The following is a 22,348-nucleotide window of genomic DNA, read 5'->3' on the forward strand; positions in this document are numbered from 1 at the left end:
CTGTGGCCGATGTCACGGTAAGCCGGTGTCCTGCGCTGGTCAACGGCGCGCGGGTAGAAACTTAGGGAGTTTAAGTAAGGGCTTATGCGCACTTGCCGAAAACGTTTTCGGCGCGCACCTTGATAGACATGTCTCAATTGAGTGCTCGACGAGCCCGTATTCTGCCGGTGATCGCCGGCGCGGCCGTCCTCGCCGCCGCGACGGTCGTCGCGGCACAGGGGGCCAGCGCCGCGGCGGCCGGCTGCCGGGTCGACTACACGATCAGTTCCCAGTGGCAGGGCGGTTTCGGCGCCAGTGTCGCGGTCACCAATCTGGGGGATCCGATCACCGGATGGACGCTGCGCTGGTCGTACGGCGCGGGCCAGACCGTCACCCAGGCGTGGAACGCCACGGTCACCCAGAGCGGTTCCGCCGTGACCGCGGTCAACGTGTCCTACAACGGCGCCCTCGCCACCGGCGGGAGCGCGTCGTTCGGGTTCAACGGATCGTGGACCGGGGGCAATCCGGTGCCCACCGCGTTCACCCTGAACGGCGTGGCCTGCACCGGCGGGGTCACCCCGACCTCGTCACCGACCGGCGGCAGTCCGTCGCCGCAACCCTCCGGCTCGGCCGCCCCCAAGACGGTCCGGGTGTTCTGGCTCAAGCCGACCGACGTCGCGTTCGACCAGCGCTACCCCGACGGCATCGCTGCCGTCATGCGGGAGGCTCAGAGCTACTACCGGCAGGAGTTGGGCCGGACCTTCGCGCTCAACAACACGGTCGTCGAGGTGGTCAACGGCGAGCATGACCGAAACTGGTACATCACCACCAACTGCACCGGCAGCGACCACTACTGGTGCGTGGTCGGGAACATGCACCAGGAGCTGATGCGCCGGTTCGCGATCGGCAACCCGGACAGCCGCTGGCTGTGCGTGGGCCTGATCAGCGCCGAGGAGACCAACCAGTCGGGCGGCGGCGCGAGTCCGGGCTGGGTGGTGCTCAGCGGCCACGACGCGGACGGCGCGGCCGGAGTGAACGGGCCGATGAACCGCTGGTACGGCGGGATGGTCCACGAACTCGGCCACGCCTTCGGGCTGCCCGACTCCACCTCGACCGACGGCACCCCGATGTCGGCGTCGTTCTACTCCTACCCGAACACCCACTTCAGCCAGGCCCAGAAGAACGCGATCCTGGCAGGCCTGTACGGCGGCTTCCTGTCCTGACGTGCGTGGCCACGTCATCGGAGCTCGGCGCGGTGCAGCAGCACCGCGCCGAACTGCACGCGGCCCGTCACGACCGGGCGCGACGCCTCAGGTGCACAGACCGTACTTCGTCCGCGAACCGCAGCTCACCGAGCAGTTGCAGGAGTCGACACACCAGCGTCGCTGTGCGTCGAGCCCGACGCAGCGGTACTGGTAGTAGCCCTCGCCGGGCCGGCATGGGCAGGCGCCGGCCCGCTCCTTGGGCAGTAGGGCGGCCAGCATCCGGTCGCCGATCAATCCCAGTCTCTCGCGCATGGTCATCTCCTTCGATGCGTCGCCGGGGATCTTCCCGGTCGCCCGAGACTAGCCAAAGTGGACGAACTTCGATGTCCCGTCCCGGACGTGCGACACCTGGGGGCCACGGGCGCGGCGAGCTGGATTCTGACCGCGATCGATCTCCGGATTGTCGCCCATGGTGAATGTGGACGTGACAGGCCACGCCGGACGTGCGAGGCTACCCGTCGGTAACGTCGTCGATCAAAGGTGGCGCTATGTCGGGTTCGGTGGATGTCCCGTGGCTGGAGTCGTCCGTGCTCGATCCGGAGCTGGTGCGCCGGACGTGGCGGTCGGCCGAGGCGTTGCACGGGCTGATCTACTTCGCGCCCGAGGCGCACCAGCGTTATGCGGCGCTGGGCCTCGATCCGAGATCCGGGTACTTCGCCTCGCGGTCGGCGGCCATGGGGCCGGTCGGGCCCGGGGCGGTGGCCGCCGCCTTCTTCAACTTCAATCCGGAGCTGGTCGCCCGCGCCCTGCCGGCGGCCTGGGAGCACGCCACGCCGGCGGCGGTGCTGGCGGCCCGGCTGGACGCCGCCGACGCCGCGTTGAGCCGGGTCCTCGGCGACATGATCGGTTCCGGGGCGATGCGGGAGGCCGCCGATCTGGCCCGGCGGGCCGCCGAGTCGGTGGCCGATCGTCCCCAGGGGCGTGTGCTGTTCGCCGCGCACGCCGGGCTGCCCTGGCCGGAGTCGCCACATCTGGTCCTCTGGCACGCGCAGACGCTCCTGCGGGAGTTCCGCGGTGACGGTCATGTCGCCGCGCTGCTGCTGACCGGGCTGACCGGTCTGGAGGCGCTGATCCTGCACGTGGCGTCGGGCGAGGTGCCACGTCGGTTCGTGCAGCGCAGCCGAGGGTGGAGTGACGAACACTGGGATGCCGCGACCGCCGATTTGCGCGGGCGCGGGCTGATCGACGGTGACGAGCCGGCGCTGACCGATGTGGGGCGGGCGCAGCGGGCGTGGATCGAGGCGGCGACGGACCGGCTGGCCGCCCCCGCCTACGAGGTCCTCGGTGTCGACGGGTGCACGAGGTTCGTCGAGTCGGTGCGGCCGATGACCCGGGCGGTCATGGAGTCGGGTTCACTGAATGTTAACAACGCGGTGAGCCAACGCTGACATTGCCCGCGCGAGGCTGACGGACGTCAATCATCGATGTCCGTCCATCGATGGCGCTCTCATTCCTTCGACTTTCATGGGGTGTGCATGCCCCGTACGCTCTATGGATCCAAGATTTTCTATTGACATCCTTCGATGGAATGACGTTTCCTTCTCGGGACGGTATGTATCCAAAGTCATCGATCGCTGTTAGCTTCTGAAGCACGCGAAGCAGGTCAAAACGGCGAAATTCCCCGAGCCTGCGCGTGACCGTGCGGATCACCTCTGCGTGACGGAAAGGGCCGACGATGTCAGCCGTACCCCGCAATCTCGTGATGGGTCTGTGCCCCACCGGAGAACCCAATCCCGGCCTCGTCGCCGCCGTCGCCCGCGGTGGCGGGCTCGGCGTCCTCGACCTCGGCCACCGCCCGGCCGAGGCCCGGCAGGCCCTCGCCGAGACGGTCCGCCGGACACCCGGCGGGTTCGCGGTCCGGCCCGGGCCCGGCTGCCCGCTGACCCCGGCCGACCTGCCGGACGAGGTGCGCGCGATCGTCATCGACGCCCCCGCGCTCGACCTGCTCCCGGCCTGGGCTCCGGTGACCGGCGGCCGCCCGGTCCTGGTCCAGATCGTGTCCGAGCCGGAAGCGCGCACGGCGCTCGCCGCGGGCGCGGCCGGGCTGGTCGCGCGCGGCAGCGAAGCGGGCGGCCGGATCGGGTCGCTCACCGCGTTCGTGCTGTTCCAGACGCTGATGGCGGCCCTGCCGGACACGCCGGTCTGGGTGGCCGGCGGGATCGGCCCGCACACCGCCGCGGCCGTCGTCGCCGGTGGCGGTGCCGGGGTGGTCCTCGACGGCCAGCTGGCGCTGGTCGCCGAGGTCGACCTGCCGCACCGGGTGGCCTCCGCGATCCGGGCCATGGACGGCACCGAGACCGTCGTCGTCGACGGGCACCGCGTCTACACGCGCCCCGACCTGCCGATCGCCGCACTGGCCGCCGCACCGGGCGGTGTTCCGGCCCGCCTCGGTCTGCGCGACCTGCACCGGCAGTTGCTGCCGCTCGGCGCCGAAGCCGCCTTCGCCCGGCCGCTCGCCGAACGCCACCGGTCCGCGGCGGCCGTGGTCCGCGCGATGGGCGAGGCCGCCGTCGAGGGGGTGACCACGGCGGTCGCCGGGCGGCTCGTCGTACAGGGCCCGATGACCCGGGTCAGCGACCAGGCCGCCTTCGCCGCCGCGGTGGCCGAGGGCGGCGGGCTGCCGTTCCTGGCGCTCGCTCTGATGGACGGCGAACAGACCGCACGACTGCTGGCGGGCGCCGGTGAACTGCTGGGCGACCGCCCGTGGGGTGTCGGGCTGCTCGGCTTCTCGCCGCCCGAGGTGCGATCGGCCCAACTCGACGCGGTCCTCGCGGTGCGTCCGCCGTACGCCGTCATCGCCGGCGGGCGGCCGGACCAGGCCGCGCCGCTCGACGCCGCCGGGATCACCACGTACCTGCACGTGCCGTCACCGGGCCTGCTCGACCGGTTCCTCGGCCAGGGCGCGCGCCGGTTCGTCTTCGAGGGCTCCGAGTGCGGTGGCCACGTCGGGCCGCGGGCGAGTTTCCCGCTGTGGCAGAGCCAGGTGGACCGGCTGCTCGCCTTCGACGAGGACCTCGGCGACGTCCGGGTGCTGTTCGCCGGTGGCATCCACGACGAACGGTCCGCGGCGATGGTGGCCGCACTGGCCGCCCCGCTCGTCGCCCGCGGCGCGCAGATCGGCGTCCTGATGGGCACCGCCTACCTGTTCACCGAGGAGGCGGTCGGCGCCGGCGCGATCGTCCCGGCGTTCCAGCGGGTGGCCGTGGAGACCGCCGAGACGGTACTGCTGGAGACCTCGCCCGGGCACGCCACCCGCTGCGCCCGCACCGGGTATGTCGAGACGTTCGCCCTGGCCCGGCAGCGGCTCGCCGAGACCGGCGCGAGCGTGCAGGACAGCTGGGCCGAGCTGGAACGGCTGAACCTCGGCCGGCTGCGGGTGGCCAGCAAGGGCCTGCGCCGCCAGGACGGTGAACTCCGTGCGGTCGACGGCGAGACTCAGCGACGCGATGGCATGTACATGATCGGCGACGTGGCCACCCTGCGGTCGGCCACCACCACGATCGCGGAACTGCACCGGCAGGTCACCGACGGCGCGGACGCGCTGCTCAGCCGACGGGCGGCGGCCCTCGCACCCGCTCCGGCGGTCGTTCGGGAACCCGAACCGCTCGACATCGCCATCGTCGGCATGGCCTGCGTGCTGCCGCAGGCCGAGGACCTCGCCACCTTCTGGCACAACACGGTGACCGGCCTGGACGCGGTGACCGAGATCCCGGCCGGGCGATGGGACGTCGGCCGCTACTTCGACCCCGACGCCTACCGGCGGGCCCGGCGCGACGCGACACCGTCCAAGTGGGGCGGGTTCCTTCCGCGGATCGCCTTCGACGCCCTGGCGTACGGCATACCGCCGACCAGCCTGGCGAGCATCGAGCCCGTACAACTGCTGGCCCTCGAGGTGGCCGCCCGAGCCCTGGCCGACGCCGGTTACGCCGACCGGCCGTTCGCCCGCGACCGCGCCTCGGTCATCTTCGGTGCCGAGGCCGGTCACGACCTGGCCACCGCCTACGGATTCCGGGCGCTGCTGCCCGGCTACCTCGGTGACCTGCCGCCGGAACTCGACGCCCACCTGCCGACGGTGACCGAGGACTCGTTCCCCGGTGTGCTGTCCAACGTGATCGCCGGGCGGATCGCCAACCGGCTCGACCTGGGTGGCGTCAACTTCACCGTCGACGCCGCCTGCGCCGCCTCACTCGCCGCCCTCGACCTGGCCTGCAAGGAGTTGACCGCCGGCACCAGCGACCTGGTCCTGTGCGGTGCCGCCGACCTGCACAACGGCATCTACGACTACCTGATGTTCGCCGCGGTCCGGGCCCTGTCGCCGTCGGGGCGGTGCGCCACGTTCGACGCCGAGGCCGACGGGATCGCGCTCGGCGAGGGTGTCGCCTGTGTGGCCCTGAAACGGCTGGCCGACGCCGAACGCGACGGCGACCGGGTGTACGCGGTGATCAAGGCGGTCGCCGGGTCCAGTGACGGGCGGTCGCTCGGGCTGACCGCGCCACGGCCGCAGGGGCAGCGCCTGGCCCTGGACCGGGCCTACGGCGCGGCCGGGCTGTCGGTCGCCGACGTGGGGCTGGTCGAGGCGCACGGCACCGGCACGGTGGTCGGGGACCGTACCGAACTGGCGGTGCTCACCGAGGTGTTCGCCGAGGCCGGAGCGGCGCCCGGGAGCACCGCGCTGGGCTCGGTGAAGTCGCAGGTCGGGCACACCAAATGCGCCGCCGGGCTGGCCGGGCTGATCAAGGCCGCGTACGCCGTACACACCGGGGTCCGGCCGCCGACCCTGCACTTGGGCGCCCCGAACCCGTACTGGGACAGCGCGACCAGCCCGTTCGGGTTCGACCGGACCGCCCGTCCGTGGGCCCGCCCGCCGGCCGAGCGGATCGCCGGGGTCAGCGCGTTCGGGTTCGGCGGCACCAACTTCCACGCCGTGGTCGCCGGCTACGACGGTGGCGGCGAACCGGCCCACGGCCTCGACGAGTGGCCGGCCGAACTGTTCCTGGTCCGGGGCGCCGACCGGGCCGCCGCCACCCGGCACCTCGACCGGCTCACCGCCCTGATCGGCGCGAACGACACCGCCGGGCGGCCGTGGCGGCTGCGCGACCTGGCCTGGACACTGGCCGCGGGAACCGACGCGGACCAGCCGGTGCAGGTCGCGATCGTGGCCCACGATCTGGACGGGCTCACCGCGGCCCTGGCGCCCGCCCGAGACTTCACCGCCGACGCGCGCCTCGGCGTGTACGTGCACGACGGCACCGGACCGGGCCGGGTCGCGTTCCTCTTCCCCGGTCAGGGCAGCCAACGGCCCGGGATGCTGGGCGACCTGTTCGTGGCGTTCCCACGGCTGCGGGCGGCGCTCAGCGGGCCCGCCACCAGGTACGCCGACGTGATGTTCCCGCCCGCCGCCTTCGACCCGGCCACCGAACGGGCCCAGCGGGCGGCGCTGGCCGACACCCGGGTCGCGCAGCCCGCCCTCGGCCTCGCCGACTTGGCCGCATACCGGCTGCTCACCACCCTGGGCGTGCGCCCCGATCAGCTCGCCGGGCACAGCTACGGCGAGGTGGTGGCGCTGACCGCGGCCGGCGCCCTGGACCCGGCCGACCTGGTCGGACTCAGCGCCGCCCGGGCCGAGGCGATCCTCGCCGCGGCCGGCGACGACCCCGGCGCGATGGCCGCCGTCGCCGCACCGGCCGACCGGGTCCGCGAGGTGCTCGCCGCCCACCCCGACGTCGTCCTGGCCAACCACAACGCGCCCGCCCAGACCGTGATCTCCGGGCCGACCGCCGCCGTCGAAGCCGCCCTCGGCACCCTCACCGACCTGCGGATCGGCGCGAAACGGCTGCCGGTGGCGTGCGCGTTCCACAGCCCGGTGGTCGCCGCCGGCGCGGTGACCTTCGGAGCGGAACTCGCCGCCCGCCAGGTCACCACACCGGCCGTCGAGGTCTGGAGCAACACCGACGCCGCGCCCTACCCGGAGCAGCCCGACCGGATCCGCGCGCTGCTGGCCCGCCAGATCGCCGACCCGGTCCGCTTCGCCGAGCAGATCGAGGCGATGTACGCCGCAGGCGCCCGCACCTTCGTCGAGGTCGGCCCCGGCGACGTCCTCACCCGACTGGTCCGGGGCATCCTCGGCGACCGGCCCCACCTCGCCGTCGCCCTCGACCGCGACGGGGAACCGGGCCTGCCCCGACTGTTGCGGGTGCTCGCCGAACTCGCGGTCACCGGCGTCCCGGTCGAACCGGAGCCGCTGTTCGCCGGACGTGACGCCGCGATCGTGTCCGTCGACGCCGTTCCGGCCCGGCCCGGGTGGACCGTCGACGGCCACCTGGTCCGCACCGCCGACGGACGGCCGCTGCCCGGTGGGCTACGCCCCGCCGAGGTCGTGGTGACCGCACCCGCCCCGGCCGCCCCGGCCGCCGAACGGGACGCGGCCGTGCTGGAGTTCCTGCGCGGCGCCCGGGAGTTGGTCGCCACCCAGCGCGAGGTGATGCTCGGCTACCTGGGTGCTTCGCCGACCGCCCCGGCCCCGCTCGAGGTGCCGGTACCGGTCGTGGTGGCCGAGCCGGTCGCCGTGACCCAGCCGCCGGTGCCGGTTCCGGTCGCCGAACCCGAGCAGCGCGACGTGCTGGCACTGGTCGTGGCGACGGTCAGCGAACGGACCGGTTATCCGCCGGAGATGCTCGACCCGAACCTGGACCTGGAGGCCGACCTGTCGGTCGACTCGATCAAGCGGACCGAGCTGATCGGTGAACTGGCCGACCGGCTCGGATTCGGTGGCGCGGCCGGTCGGATCGACGAGTCGGTGATCGAGGAACTGGCCCGGATCAAGACCATCCGCGGCATCGCCGACTGGATCGAGACACGCACCGAGACCACCGTCCCGGCCGCGAACCGTCGCTCGACCACCGACACGCCTACCCCGGCCGACGCCGCGTTGCAACGGTTCGCCGTTCAGGTGCAGCCGATGGCGCCGCTACCCGCCGGGACGCCCGGTGCGCCGGCCGGACGCCGGATCGCGATCGTCGCCGACGGGCGGGGGATCGGCCTGGAACTGGCCGACCTGCTCGATGACGTCGGCGCCGCCGGTGAGGTTCATGACGGCACCGGCGGCCTGCCCGACGCCGACGGGCTCGTCTACCTCGCCGGGCTCGGTCCGGAACCGGCGCCCGGCGTCCCGGAGGTCTTCGACCTGGTGCGGCGGGCCGTCCTCGGCGGCATCCGGTCGCTGATCGTGGTCACCGGGTCGGCCGGCACCTTCGGGCACGGCTGGGCCGGTGACCCGGCCACCGATCCGGCGCCCGGCGCGGGTCTGCGCGGCCTGATCCGGACCGTCGCCCGGGAATACCCCGATCTTCTGGTACGGGCGGTCGACGTCGACCCCAAGGAGGCGCCCCGCAAGATCGCCCGGCACCTGCTCGACGAACTCTCGGCGGTGGACGGGCCGGTCGTCGTCGGATACACCAACGGCACCCGCAACACGCTGCGGGTGGCCGGTGAACCGGCGGACGGGCCGGTGGACGTCGCCGGAGCCTGTCGCGCCGCCGGTCTCGGGCCCGACTCGGTGGTGCTGCTGACCGGCGGCGCCCGTGGCATCACCTCGGCCTTCGCCACAGCGCTCGCCGACGCCTCAGGTTGTCATGTCGAGCTCGTCGGCCGTACCCCCCTCGGTTTGCAGGAACCGGACCCGCTGGTGATGGCCGCCGACGGTGAGCCCGGACTGCGTCGCCTCCTCGCCGAACGCGGCATGCGCGACCCGGCCGAGATCGGTACCGCCGCCCGTCGTCTCGCCGCGCAACGGGAGATCCGGCTGACCCTCGATCGGCTCGCCGGAACCGCCGCGTCGGTGCGGTACACGGCGCTCGACGTGCGCGACGCCGCCGCGGTGGCCCGGTTCGTCGCCGACGTCCGCGACCGGCACGGCCGCCTCGACACGATCGTGCACGGCGCCGGGCTGTGCGAGGACAGACTGATCGCCGACAAGACCCCCGAGTCGTTCGAGCGGGTCTTCGGTACCAAGGTCGACGGTGCCCGGGCGATCGTCGCCGCCGCCCCGCCGGATCTGGCGCACCTGGTGGTGTTCGGCAGCGTGTCCGGTGTGTTCGGCAACCGGGGCCAGGCCGACTACTCCGCCGCCAACGACGCCCTGGACACCCTGGCCCGCACCTGGCGGCACGGGCAGGTCGCCCGCCGGGTGCTGTCGGTGGACTGGGGTCCGTGGGCGCCGCAGGCCGGCGGCATGGTCACCCCCGAGCTGGCCCGGGAGTACGCGCGCCGCGGCGTCGGCATGATCGACCCGGCCGAGGGAGTGGCCGCGCTACTGGCCGAGCTGGCCTGGGGACCCGCCGACAGGTGCCAGGTCGGGTTCCTGAACGCGCCGCTGGAGACCTTCGAGTGAGCGCGGTCGCGATCGTCGGGATGGGTGCGGTGTTTCCCGGCGCGGCCGACACCGGTCAGTTCTGGCGCAACATCGTGGCCGGGGTGGACGCGACCGGTGAGGTTCCGGTCTCCCGCTGGGATCCGGCGGTCTTCTACGACCCGCAGGCCTACCACCGGCCGCCGGTCGCGGACCGGTTCTACTGCCGGCGCGGCGGGTTCGTCGACGACGTCGCGTCGTTCGACCCGACCCGGTTCGGGATCATGCCCGCCGCGGTCGCCGGCACCGACCCGGACCAGCTGCTCACCCTGCGGGCCGCGGCCGAGGCGATCGAGGACGCCGGCGGCGTGGACACGCTGCCGGACCGGTCCCGGATCGGCGTGATCATCGGCCGGGGCGGCTACCTGACACCCGGCATGGCCCGGCTCGACCAGCGGGTCCGTACGGTCACCCAACTGCTGTCCACGCTGCGCGAACTCGTGCCCGGACTGTCCGAGGGCCGGCTCGGCGAGGTGCGCGAACAGTTTCTGGCCGCACTCGGACCGGAGAGCCCGGACGCCTCGATCGGGCTGGTGCCGAACTTCGCGGCGGCCCGCGTCGCCAACCGGTTCGACCTGCGCGGACCGTCCTACACCGTGGACGCGGCCTGCGCCTCCGGACTGCTCGCGGTCGACGCCGCGGTACGGGAACTGACGTCCGGCCGCTGCGACGCCGTCCTCGCCGGTGCCGTGCACGTCTGCCACGACCCGACGCTGTGGAGCGTGTTCAGCCAGTTGCGGGCACTCAGCCCCAGCGAGCGGATCCGGCCCTTCGACAGGCGGGCCGACGGCACCCTGATGGCCGAGGGCACCGGTGTGGTGGTGCTCAAACGGCACGCCGACGCGGTCGCGGCCGGGGACCGGATCTACGCGGTGGTCCGCGGGGTCGGAGTGGCCGGTGACGGGCGGGCGTCGAGCCTGGTCAACCCCAGCCCGGACGGGCAGGTGCTCGCCGTCGAGCGGGCGTGGGCGGCGGCCGGACTGGACCCGTCGGCACCGGAGGCGCTCGGGCTCGTCGAAGCCCACGGCACGGCCACCCCGGTCGGGGACGCCGCCGAGTTGACCACGCTGGCCCGGGTGTTCGGCGGCGACGGGCCACCGATCGGGCTGGGCACGGTCAAGTCGATGATCGGGCACGCCATGCCCGCGGCCGGGATGGCCGGACTGATCAAGGCGGCCCTCGCGGTCCATCACGGGGTGCTTCCACCGACCCTGCACGTCGACGAACCGCATCCGGCTCTCGCGGCCACCCGCTGCCGTCCGGTGACCGCGGCCGAGCCCTGGGAGTCGGCCGGGCCGCGCCGGGCCGGGGTGAACGCGTTCGGCTTCGGCGGCATCAACGCCCATATCGTCCTGGAGGAGCCCGCGGGCGGTCCGCGCACTTCCGGTGCCGCCCCGGCCGACGGTGCCGGCGGTCCCCGCGACGTCGTCGAGTCGGTCCTGTTGCTCGCCGCGGACAGCCGGGACGCGCTCGCCGCGCAGCTCGCGGGCACGGATGACGTGCTCCTGGCGCGAGCGGTGACCGCGCCGGCCGGTGCCGGGGCGTGCCGACTGGCGATCGTCGCACCGACACCGCGCCGCCTCGCCCTGGCCCGCAAGGTCGTCGAGCGTGGCCTGCCGTGGCGGGGCCGGGAGGACATCTGGTTCACCACCGAGCCCCTGCTCGCCGGCGAGGGGACCCTGGCGTTCCTGTTTCCCGGCTTCGAACCGGAGTTCGCACCCCGGGTCACCGACATCGCCCGACATCTCGGGCATCCGCGGCCGCGTCTCACCGGCGGCACCGAACTGCATTCACGCGGCGCCGACGTGGTCGCGGTGGGCCGGTTCCTGGCTGAGGCCCTGGGTGAACTCGGCATGGCCCCGGACCTGGTGGCCGGGCACAGCCTGGGGGAGTGGACCGCGATGGTGGCGGCCGGCAGCTACCGGGCCGAGGCCGTCGACCGGTTCGTGGCGTCGCTGCGCCCGGGCTCGGTGGCGATTCCGGAGGTCGACTACGCCGCCGTCGGATGCGCCGCCGACCGGGCTCTCGCGCTCGCCGCCGAACCCGACGTGGTCGTCTCGCACGACAACTGCCCGCACCAGTCGGTGCTCTGCGGCCCACCGGAGGCGATCCGGGCCGGTCTCGACCGGTTGCGGGCCGCCGGGGTGCTCGGCGAGGTGCTGGCGTTCCGGTCCGGATTCCACACCCCGATGGCGACGCCCTACCTGGCCGAGGTGCGGGCCTCGTTCGCGGTGCTGCCCCTGAACCGGCCGCACACCCCGGTCTGGTCGGCGACCACCCTGGAGCCCTACCCCGCTGAACCAGACGAAGTACGCGAACTGCTCGTCCGTCACCTGCTGGAGCCGGTCCGCTTCCGGCAACTGCTGGAACGCCTGCACGACACCGGTGTCCGCGGGTTCGTCCAGGTCGGTCCGGGCAGCCTGACCGGTTTCGTCGGCGACACCCTCGGCCGTCGCGAGCACCTGTCGATCGCCGCGCACGTGCCGGGGCGCGGCGGCGTCGCCCAGCTGCGTCGGGTGGCCGCCGCGCTCTGGGTGGAAGGACGTTCGCCCAGGTGGGACCGGCTGCCCGCGGCGACGAAGACGACGGCTGTCGCCCCCGTCCGGCTGGCGCTGGGTGCGCCGCCGGTGCGTCTGGCGGGCACCGTGCCGCCGCTGATCCCGCAACCGGCCGCGACCAGGCTGCCCGCCACCGACCATCCGGTGCTCGCCGCGCTCGCCGCGACGCTCACCGACACGGCCGCCGCGGCCCAGGAGATCTCCGAAGCCTGGCTCACCCCGGCGGCATTCCCGGCGCCGCATTCGAAGGCCGCGCCGACGACGGTGGCCGCGCGGCCGACCGACGCTGCGGTGACCAGCACCGTGGAATGCTCGCTGGACGCCATGCCCTGGCTGACCGATCACAGCCTGATCCCGCAGGCCGAGGGCTGGCCCGACCCGGCCGACAGGTTCCCGGTGGTTCCGCTGACCGGTCTGCTGGAGCTGATGGCCGACGCCGCCGGTAAGGCATCCCCCGGCCGCACGGTCATCGGCCTGGAACAGGTCCGCGTCCGCCGCTGGCTGGCGGTCGCCCCACCGGTCACCGCCACGATCAGGGCCGACATCACCGACAAGACCAAGGTCAAGGTCACCATCGAGGGGTACGCCTCGAGCACCGTCCTGCTGGCCCCGGCCCATCCACCCGCCCCACCGGCCGACACCACCCCACTGCGGGACGAACGTCCGGCCCCCATCGACGCGACCAGGCTCTACCACGACGGTTGGATGTTCCACGGCCCCGCCTACGCCGGCATCACGAGCCTCGACACGGTCGCCACCGACGGCATCCGCGGCGAACTGACCGCCCTACCGGCCCCCGGCGCTCTGCTCGACGCGGCGGGCCAGCTGATCGGCCACTGGATGCAGGTCAGCGCCGACGTCGACCAGGTGGTGTTCCCGATCGGCATCGGCGCGGTCCGCTGGTACGGCCCGCCCCCGACCGCCGGGGAACGGCTGCACTGCACCGCCCGCATCACCGAGCTGACCGCCGACCGGATGCGAGCCGACGCCGAGTTGCGGACCGTCGACGGCCGGGTCCGCGTCACGATCACCGACTGGGCGACCCACCGCTTCTCCACCGACGAACGGATGTGGCAGCTCAAACAGCACCCCGGCGAGACCGGCGCCGCCGAACCGCAACCGGACGGCTGGTGCCTGGTCCGCGAACGCTGGCCGGACACCGCGACCCGCGAACTGGTGATGCGCCGCTACCTGGTGACCGCCGAACGCGCCGACTACGCCGCCCGTTCCCCGATCGCCCAGCGTGACTGGCTGCTCGGCCGGGTGGCGGTGAAGGACGCCGTACGCGAACTGCTCTGGCGCCGTGGCCCCGCCGCCCTGTTCCCGTGCCAGATCCGGGTCGGTGACGACGCCGACGGCCGCCCGTGGGCCCGCGGCCCGGCCGGCGAGGACGTCCACGTCTCGCTCGCCCACGCCGGCCGCCTGGCGGTCGGCATCGCCGCCGAACACGGCCCCGTCGGCATCGACATCGAACCGGTCGCCGACCGCGCGATTGCCGACGTGGCGTTGACCGAGGCCGAAACGGCACTCGTCGAGGCCGCGCCGGACCGCCCGGAGCTGCTGATCCGCCTGTGGACGGCGAAGGAGGCGGTGGCGAAGGCGATCGGCACCGGGCTCGCCGGCCGGCCTCGCCGGTTCGCCGTCACCGACGTCGACGGATCCGGCTGCACCGTCACCGTGGACGGCCGGCGCTGGCCGGTCCGGCACCGGATTCTCGACGAGCCCGGGGGCCGCTACGTCGTCGCCTGGACCACCGCACCACCGAACCGAGGAGGAACCCCGTGACCGCGCCCGACAGCAGCCAGCTTCTCGACCACCTCCGGGCGGACCTCGCCGAGGTGATGGGCGACGACGTCCTGCTCGCCGTCGACATCACCCCGGACACCCGGTTCGACGACGACCTGGCGCTGGAGAGCATCGAGTTCGTGGCCCTCGGCGAGATCCTGCGGGAGCGGTACGGCGACCGGGTCGACTTTCCCGGGTTCATCGCCGGCATGGAGCTCGACGAGATCATGTCGCTGACCGTGGGCCGGCTGCTGGCGTACATCTCCGATCGTCTCGCCGAATCGGCGACGGTGTGAGGCCCGGCCATGGTCGATGTCGTCGCCCGTGACGTGCGTTTCCACGTCCAGCGGATCAGCCCGCCGGAGGGCGCCCCGGCGGACCGGCCGGTGGTGGTGTTCCTGCACGGCCTGATCCTGGACAACCTGTCCAGCTTCTACTACACGCTGGCCGGGCCGGTGGCCGGAACCGGCGCCGAAACGATCATGTACGACCTGCGTGGGCATGGGCGCTCCCAGCGGCCACCGGCCGGATACACCGTGGACGACGCCGTCGACGACCTGGCCGCCCTGCTCGCCGAACTCGGCGTGGACCAGCCGGTGTTCCTGGTCGGCAACAGTTTCGGCGGGGTGGTCGCGCTGCGGTACGCGCTGCGCCGCCCGCGGGACGTGGCCGGTCTGGTGGTGATCGAGGCGCACACCGTCGGCGACGGTGCCGGCGACTGGACCGAGCAGATGAGCAACACCCTGACCGTCACTGCGCTCGGCCTCGCCCACGACGGCCTCGCCGACCAGTTGCACGAACTCGGCGACCGGAAACTGGCCCGGGCGGCCCGCCTGGCCGGGGAGTTGCTGAACGGCACCACCCTCATCGACGACGTGGCCGCCACGCCGCCGCTGCACGGCCCGGAACTCGCCGCCATCCGCTGCCCGGTGCTGGCCGTCTACGGGGTGCACTCGGATCTGGCCGCCGCCGGCCGGCAACTGGCCGGACTGCTGCCGGACTGCACCCTGCACATGGTTCCCGACCAGGCGCACACCGTCCTGCGCGAGGCGACGCCGCTGGTTCGTACCCTCGTCCTGGACTGGCTGGTCCGGCACTCGGCGGCGTCATGAGCCGCTACCTGTTCGTCGTGCCGCCGCTGACCGGGCACATCAACCCGGCCGCCGCCGTCGCCCGGGAGCTGACCGCTCGCGGCCATCGGGTCGCCTGGGCGGGGCGGGCCGCGACGCTGGCCGGGCTGGGCGCCGAGGTGTACGACGCCGGTGATCCGGCCCTGGACGCGGCGTTGCGGGACTCCCACGAACGCCGTCTCGGGCTACGCGGGGCGGGTGCGCTCAAGTTCCTGTGGGAGGAGTTCATCGTCCCGCTGGCGCGGACCTCCCGGCCCGGCGTGGAGGCGGCCGCCGACGCGTTCGAACCGGACGTGATCGTCGCCGACCAGCAGGCCCTCGCCGGGGCGCTGGTCGCCCGGCGGCGCGGCCTGACCTGGGTGACCAGCGCGACCACGTCCGGCGAATTCACCGACCCGTACGCGGCCATGCCCAAGGTCGACGACTGGATCCGGGAGCGGATGGCCGGACTGTGCCGGGACGCGGGCGTGGCCGAGACGACCGACCTGCGGTTCTCCGACGACCTGGTGCTCGCCTTCACCTCGGCCGCCCTGCTCGGTAGCGACCGGGAGTTCCCCGGCCACTACGCCTTCGTCGGGCCGGCGCTCACCGCCCGGCCGGATCACACCGGCTTCCCCTGGTCCGCGCTCGACCCGGGGCGGCGGCGGGTGCTGGTGTCGCTGGGCACGGTCAACGGCGACGGGGGCGCCCGGTTCTTCGACGCCGTGGTCCGCGCCGCCGAACCGCTCGACGTCCAGCTGATCGTCGCGGCACCGGCCGGTCTGCTGCCCGACCCGCCGCCGTACGTGCTGACCCGGCCCCACCTGCCGCAACTCGACCTGCTGTCACACGTGGACGCGGTGGTCTGCCACGCCGGGCACAACACCGTGTGCGAGGCGCTCGCGCACGGCCTGCCGCTGGTCGTCGCGCCGATCCGGGACGACCAGCCGGTCATCGCCGGTCAGGTGACCGCGGCCGGGGCGGGAGTGCGGGTCCGGTTCGCGCGTTGTGGGCCGGACGAGTTGCGTACCGCATTGGTCTCGGTGTTGTCCGAACCCGCCTATCGCGTCGCCGCCGGCCGGGTGCGGGAGTCCTTCCTCGCCGCGGGCGGAGCCCCGGCGGCCGCCGACCACCTGGAGAAGATCTCATGAGCGTGCTGCCCGCGGTCCTGATCGTGCTGGTCCTGGTGCTGAGCGGGCTCCGGTCACGCGGCCGGCTGGCCGCGCTGCCGGTGCTGCCACCGGCCACCGACGACACCGAGCCGGACGGGTTCCTGCTGTTCACCGCGGCCGGGGTCGACGTCGATGCGGCCACCCGGCAGGCGGCCGTCGGCTACGCCCGGGCCGGTCATCTGGTCGCCGTCGACCTGGTCCCGGCCGACCTGCCGGTCACCGAGACGCTGGCGCTGGCCCGCGAGGTCGATCCGGCCGGATACCGCGACGACCGGATGGCGACCGGGCGCGGGGCCGGGCACGCGCTGCTGGTGGCGACCGAACTCGCCGACCGGGCCGCGGTCACCCCGGCCGCCGACCTCGATCCGGCCGAGATGATCCGGCTCACCGCGCGACTCAAGAAGTACGCCCCGACCGGCACCGACCTGGTCGTCGTGCCGGGCCTGCGGGCGGTGCCGGCCGATCCGGCGACCGGTAAGGCCCGGATGCGCGCGACCGGCACGATCGTCGCGATGGCGCTGACCGGCGGACTCGTCGGCTACCTGCTGCTGGCCGCGGCCGTGGCCCTGAACCCGGTCTGGGGTGGGGCCGCGCTGGTGGTCTACAGCCTGCAGCCGTACCTGATCCTGGCCGGAACGCCGATGCGGCCCACCGACCGGCATCGCGCCGCCTGGCTGCGCCTGCTCGTCGAGCCGTGGCGCTGGCTGCGCACGATCCGGGGCACCTGGAGGTCGCGCTACGACCGGCACCGGGACGAGTTGCGCGAGCAGGCCCGCCGGGAGTACGCGGTGGAGTTGACCGGCGGCACCGACCGGTTCTTCGAGGCACCGCGCGAGGACTGCCCGTGGTGTTTCGGTCGCCGCCTGACCACCCGGGTCCACACCCGCGACCGGGTGCAGGGCAAACCGGGCCGGTTCACGCTGGTGGAGTGCGATGACTGCGGGCACGTCTTCCAGAACCCGCGGCTCAGCATCGACGGCCTGGAGTTCTACTACCGCGACGTCTACGACCGGCTCGGCGAGGACAGCACCGAGCACGCGTTCGGTCTGTCGGTGGCGTCCTACGTGGGCCGCGCCGACCTGGTCGGCCGGCACACCAGCCCGGCGAACTGGCTGGACGTCGGCACCGGGCACGGGCACTTCTGCACGTACGCCCGCAAGGTCTTCCCGGACACCGTGTTCGACGGCCTGGACATCTCCGACTCGATCGACGACGCGCAGCGCCGCGGCTGGGTGAGCACCGGCTACCGGGGCCTGTTCCCGGACCTCGCCGAGAAGCTGGCGGGCGCTTACCAGGTGGTCAGCATGCACCACTACCTGGAACACACCCGCGACCCGCGCGCCGAACTCGACGCCGCCGCCCAGGTCGTCGCGCCCGGCGGGCATCTGCTGATCGAGGTGCCGAACCCGGCGTCCCGGCTGGCGCGCCTGCTGCGCGGCTACTGGGTTCCGTACTTCCAGCCGGAACACCTCAACCTTCTGCCCGTACGGAATCTGACGGCCGCCCTGATCGACCGGGGGCTGCAGCCGGTGGCCGTGGAACTCGGCCGCGCCCACCAGCCGTGTGACTTCGCCGGTGCCGTGCTGCTGTGGGTGAACAGCCTGGTCCCCGACCCGGACCGGCCGTGGGCGTCGACACCCGGTACCCGCGGTCGGCGGCTGTTGCGGCAGTCCGCGTTCGTGGCGGCGGTACCGCTGCTGGTCGGCGGCAACCTGCTGGACCAGCTGCTCGGCGCGGTGATCGCCGGTACCGACGGCGGCAACTGCTACCGGGTGCTGGCGCGCAAGCCGGAGGCCCGATGACCGGCGTGATGTCCCGGGTCGACGCCCCGGCCGAGGTGCGGATGGTGCCGTACACGTTCCTGCGGATGTTCGGCCGTCAGCCGGACGTGGTGAGCGCGGCACCCGGCGGGTTGCGGCTGCTCGCCGACCCGGTCGCCGACCTGGCCGTGGCCGTGCCGTGGGGTGCCGTGGTGGCCGGCACCGCCCGCGACGACGGTGTCCTGGAGCTGCGGTCCCGTAACCGGCCGGCCGAAGGGGTGCGGCTGGGCCCGGACGAGTGGTCGGCCGACACCGCGCCGAACTGGGCCCGACCGGCGATCCGGGCCGCGGTCCGGCTGCGTGCCGCGGGATTCCGGATCGGCGGCGCCACCCTCGTCGTGCACACCGGGCTGCCGGAGTCACTGTCGATCCCGACGGCGGCGGGCACGGCGGCGGCCACGATCCGTGCGTTCACCGAGCTCTACCACCTGTCCGGGACGACCCGGGTGGCCGCCGACGCCGCCGAGCTGGCCGCGCTCACCGGCCGGGCCGGGGAGGCGATCCTGCGCCGGGCCGACGCCACCGTGGAACACCTGCCCTGCGACCTGGCGGCGGCCGGTCTGCGGCTGCTCGTCGTCGAACCGGGTGACCCGGCCGCGGTGACGACCCGGCGCCCGGTCGTCGCGGCCGGCACCGTGGCACGGGCCGCCGATGCCCTCCGGGGTGGTGATCTGGCCGATTTCGGCCGGTTGCTGACAGTGGGCGAACCGCATCCGGCGGTGACCGCCGCTCGGGCCGCCGGGGCCCTCGGTGCGGCCGCGCGCCCGGTGCTCTGCGTGCTGCTGCACGTCGCCGACCTGACCCGGATCCGGGTCGCGGTCCGTGCCGCGCTCCCGGACGGCACCTACCGTCCCCGGTTCCTCACCGCGACCCCGGGGGCCGCGTGATCTGCCCCGGTGCGGAACAATCCGCGGATGCTGTCCGACGATCTCGACGCGCTGTCGTACCCGGAACGCATCCCGGCGCTGCTGCGCCTGTTGCGCGAGCAGGCCGATCCCGCGGCCGTCCTGACTGAACTCACGACGGGCGGCCCGACCGCGCGATACCTGGCGGTGGTCGCGGCGGCGGCGACCGGTCACCGTCCGATCGTGGTCCAGGCCCTGGCAGATCAGGATCCGGCGGTACGGGCGGAGGCCGCGCGACAGGCACTGCGGCGGGGCTGGACGACGGGCGGGGAGTTGCTCGGCGACGCCCCGCCGGTGCTGCGTCACCTGATCCTGCGTCTGCTGCGGCGCCGTCCCGGCTCGGGCGACGCGGTGATCGACCTGGTCCGCGAGCGGTACGGCGACCGTGAGGCGGCGGTGGTCCTGCCCGCGTGCAGCGCCCCGGTCGTCGTCCGGCTGCTGCCCGACCTGGCCCGCTCGGTGGTCTCCTGGAAGGTCCTCGCCCGCCGGCACAGCGCCGCCGTGCTGGACTGGGCCGACGCCGTTCTGTCCGGAACCGAGACACCGGACTGGGCGCCCGTCGTGGACGCCGTCCGGGCGTGTGTCGACCGTCGTCCGGAACGGGTGCTCGATCTCCTGGAACGTCACGTCCGTGACTCGCTGCCGGACGTCGGCCTCGCCCCGATCGCCGCCCGGTTCCCGGCCCGGGTCGTGGCGCTCGTGACCGGCCGGGTCACCTGGCAGACCTCCTACCAGCACCTGCCCGTCGAGGTCCTGCGCCACCTGCTCGGTCTCGGCGTCGACGACCTGGTCGCCGTCGATGAGATCGCTCCCGATTTCTTCGAGATGCTGCCCGCGGACCGGCGCGTCGAGGTGTACACCGCCTCCCGGCCGGAGCTGCCGTACCAGGGGCGGGTCGAGTCTCTGCCGTCGGCGGCCCGGGTGCGTGAGGTGCGCCGGATACTGGCATTGCCGCAGATCGCCGCGGACGAGACGCAGACCCGATCGTGGAGCCGGCTCCTCCCGGCCGCCGAATCGCTGCCGATCCTCGACGAGGAGGCGCGCGACCACCGGCCGTACCAGCGTGAGTCGGCATACGCCGAGATGGTCGGTGTCGCCGCCGGCGAGCCCACCGCTCTGACTCAGGTCCTGGAGCGCCTGCTTCGGATGCGTAACGAACGCGAGGCGGTCCGGCGGCCCGCTCTGCGGGCGCTGCGCAACCTGATCCCGCATCTGACCGGTGCGGTGGTGCCGCTGCTGACCGCGATCACCGACGCTGCGATCGAGTCCCGCGATCTCTCCCCGCGAACCGAGGAGGCGCTGGTCGAGCTCGCCTGGGCGGCGCTGGCCGGCCGTCCGGTCGCCTCCACCGGCGACGGCGACGGCCCGGCCCGATGGGCGCTCGGCATGATCGCCCGGCTGCCGATCCCGTGGTACATCGAGACACCGCTGCGGCCCGGCCAGGAGCGCCTCGTCACGGCCGCCCTACTCAAACGGATCACCGCTGACCCCGGTGAACTGCTCAAACTCGTCGACCTGCTGGAGAAGCGGGCCAGGCAGGTGCCCGAGCTGCAGGACCTGCTGCGCCGGGCCGCGGCCCCGTCGTCGCCGGCCGACGTCCGGGACAAGGCCGTCGACGGCTGGCTCGACGACCCCCGTACCCGGCCCGAGCGGGTCGCCGACCTGCTCCGCGAGGACCCGGCGGTGGTTCGCCTGGCCCCGGTCTGGCGCGAGGTGACCGGCTGGACCACCACCCTGCTCGACAGCCTCCTGCCCGACCCCGCCGGGTCGTCGAACGTTGCGCCGGGCGAGCCTGCCGTGGTGGCCTGGTCTTCGGTCGTCGCCGCCGGGCCGCCCGTCCACGTGCGCCGCTGGTCGGTCCGGCAGCAGCGTTCCTACGCGGCGGCCCTCGCCGCCGTCGCCGCGGACACCGACGTCGAGCAACGTGCCCGCATCGTCGCGGTGCGGAGCCTCGCCCGCGTGCCGGTCGCCGGCCGGGAGTTGCTCGCCGGGTTCCTCGACGCGCCCGAGCCGCCGATCGCCGAGGCCGCCCTGTCCGCACTGCCGTGGACCGACCGGCCCGACGAGGCGCTGCCGATCCTGCTCGGTTACGCCGGCGGCGACCGGGCCGGTGCCGCTCTGCCCGCGGCCGACCGTGCGGCCCGTTTCGTGAGCCCGTCCGCGCTGATCACGCTCCTGCGCGGGGTGCTGCTCGCGCCGCCGTCGGAGGTCCGGGTCTCCAGCCGTAAGGCCGCCGCCCGGATCCTCGCCCGCTACGGCCCGCCCGAGTCGACGGATCTGCTCGCCGAGGTGTGGCACACCCCAGACGTGCACTCCGACGTGCGGGCGGCCATCGTCGCCGCCCTCCGTGGCCAGGCGTCCTCACCCGCGGCCTGGGACATCCTCACCGAGGCCGCCGCCTCGGCCGAGCACGCCGTGGTCGCCGCCCTTCTCGGCGCCGTTCCGCAGGACCTGCCCGAACCCGATCGGAACCGTTTCGCGGCGCTCGTCGCCACCGCCTGCGCCGCCTCGGATCTGCGAATCGCGCGGGACGCGCTCCGGCGCCTGCCGGAGTGGATCCCGTGGGCGCCGGACGCGGTGGCGCTGATCGCCGACGCCCTCGTCCATCCCGGCCACGTCACGCCGGGCGCCACCCGACCGGACCCGGATCTCGACGCGCTCGTCGGCGTCCTGCTGGAGCACTCCCCGCCGGCCGACTCCGACCGTGGCACGCTGGCGTCGGTCTTCGCCAGGCTCATCGCCGACGACCATGCGGACACCCGGGTCGGGACGCCGGACCGGGACCGACCCGCCCGCCGCATCCTGACCCGGATCGTCGGCTCCGCATCCCGCTGGGCGCGAGCCGACCGGCCCACCGACTCGCGCGCGGCTCACCTACCCGCCGCCCGCGCGGCCGCCCGGATGCTCGCGGCCGATCCGGGCCTCCTCGCGGACGGCGCAGCGCTGCTGCTGGCTCTGGCGGAGTCCCGCCTGGTGCCGCTGGCCGAGGTCGCCGACCTCGTCGCCGCCCGCCCGGCCCTGGCCGTGCGGCTGGCCGGACAGCTCGCGGACCGCCGCCCCCAGGCCGACCCGGCCGCGGATCTTGCGGGCACGGCCGCGGCGCTCGGCGATCGGGGTGACCTGGCCGGAGGCCTGTTCGCGGTGGCGCTGGTCGCCGCGGCGGGCGGTGCGAGCCGCTGGAAGGCGCCGTGGCCGGAGGCGCTGAACCGGTTGCGGGCCCACCCCGATCCGGACGTCGCCGACGCTGCCTACCGAAGGATGATGTACCGCTAGGCCGGACTTGTCCTTTCGAGCGAAGAATAGTGCTGATCATGCCGGATTACTGGATCGGTATGGCGAAGTAGCTGA

General features: G+C 73.9%; 11 protein-coding genes. 10 read left to right on the plus strand and 1 reads right to left on the minus strand.

Features of this window, described 5'->3' with window-relative positions; all coding sequences use genetic code 11:
• Positions 1-128 precede the first annotated feature (128 nt).
• A complete protein-coding gene (locus Q0Z83_RS55755) occupies positions 129-1,202 on the plus strand; it encodes a cellulose-binding domain-containing protein (RefSeq protein ID WP_378079054.1) in 1,074 nt (357 codons plus the stop codon).
• A gap of 87 nt (positions 1,203-1,289) precedes the next feature.
• Here Q0Z83_RS55755 and Q0Z83_RS10395 read toward each other — a convergent pair whose 3' ends face one another.
• Complete coding sequence (locus Q0Z83_RS10395; RefSeq protein ID WP_317793638.1) at positions 1,290-1,496, minus strand: hypothetical protein; 207 nt, start codon at positions 1,494-1,496, stop codon at positions 1,290-1,292.
• A gap of 236 nt (positions 1,497-1,732) precedes the next feature.
• On the opposite strand from Q0Z83_RS10395, the gene Q0Z83_RS10400 reads away from it, so the two are divergent.
• The 9 genes from Q0Z83_RS10400 (at position 1,733) to Q0Z83_RS10440 (ending at position 22,273) form a co-directional block, all read left to right on the plus strand.
• Complete coding sequence (locus Q0Z83_RS10400; RefSeq protein WP_317793639.1) at positions 1,733-2,632, plus strand: SCO6745 family protein; 900 nt, start codon at positions 1,733-1,735, stop codon at positions 2,630-2,632.
• Between the two features lie 287 nt (positions 2,633-2,919).
• Positions 2,920-9,633, plus strand: coding sequence for an SDR family NAD(P)-dependent oxidoreductase (locus Q0Z83_RS10405; protein ID WP_317793640.1), 6,714 nt, complete (start codon positions 2,920-2,922; stop codon positions 9,631-9,633).
• Positions 9,630-13,994, plus strand: a complete 4,365-nt coding sequence (locus tag Q0Z83_RS10410; RefSeq protein ID WP_317793641.1) for a beta-ketoacyl synthase N-terminal-like domain-containing protein — start codon at positions 9,630-9,632, stop codon at positions 13,992-13,994. The genes Q0Z83_RS10405 and Q0Z83_RS10410 overlap by 4 nt, the downstream gene beginning before the upstream one ends.
• On the plus strand, positions 13,991-14,290 hold the full coding sequence (locus tag Q0Z83_RS10415) for an acyl carrier protein (protein WP_317793642.1): 300 nt from the start codon (positions 13,991-13,993) through the stop codon (positions 14,288-14,290). Before Q0Z83_RS10410 ends, Q0Z83_RS10415 begins: the two co-directional genes overlap by 4 nt.
• 9 nt (positions 14,291-14,299) lie before the next feature.
• Entirely contained in the window at positions 14,300-15,106 is an 807-nt protein-coding gene (locus tag Q0Z83_RS10420) for an alpha/beta fold hydrolase (protein ID WP_317793643.1), read from the plus strand.
• Positions 15,103-16,254 (plus strand): glycosyltransferase, encoded by a 1,152-nt coding sequence (locus tag Q0Z83_RS10425; RefSeq protein ID WP_317793644.1) that lies wholly within the window; start codon positions 15,103-15,105, stop codon positions 16,252-16,254. The genes Q0Z83_RS10420 and Q0Z83_RS10425 overlap by 4 nt, the downstream gene beginning before the upstream one ends.
• Positions 16,251-18,077 carry a class I SAM-dependent methyltransferase gene (locus Q0Z83_RS10430; protein ID WP_317793645.1) on the plus strand — a complete coding sequence of 609 codons (1,827 nt, stop codon included), beginning with the start codon at positions 16,251-16,253 and terminating at the stop codon, positions 18,075-18,077. The genes Q0Z83_RS10425 and Q0Z83_RS10430 overlap by 4 nt, the downstream gene beginning before the upstream one ends.
• Positions 18,074-18,982, plus strand: coding sequence for a hypothetical protein (locus Q0Z83_RS10435; protein ID WP_317793646.1), 909 nt, complete (start codon positions 18,074-18,076; stop codon positions 18,980-18,982). The genes Q0Z83_RS10430 and Q0Z83_RS10435 overlap by 4 nt, the downstream gene beginning before the upstream one ends.
• 27 nt (positions 18,983-19,009) lie before the next feature.
• A complete protein-coding gene (locus tag Q0Z83_RS10440) occupies positions 19,010-22,273 on the plus strand; it encodes a HEAT repeat domain-containing protein (protein WP_317793647.1) in 3,264 nt (1,087 codons plus the stop codon).
• Positions 22,274-22,348: the final 75 nt, after the last annotated feature.

Source organism: Actinoplanes sichuanensis, assembly GCF_033097365.1.
GTDB classification, from domain to species: domain Bacteria; phylum Actinomycetota; class Actinomycetes; order Mycobacteriales; family Micromonosporaceae; genus Actinoplanes; species Actinoplanes sichuanensis.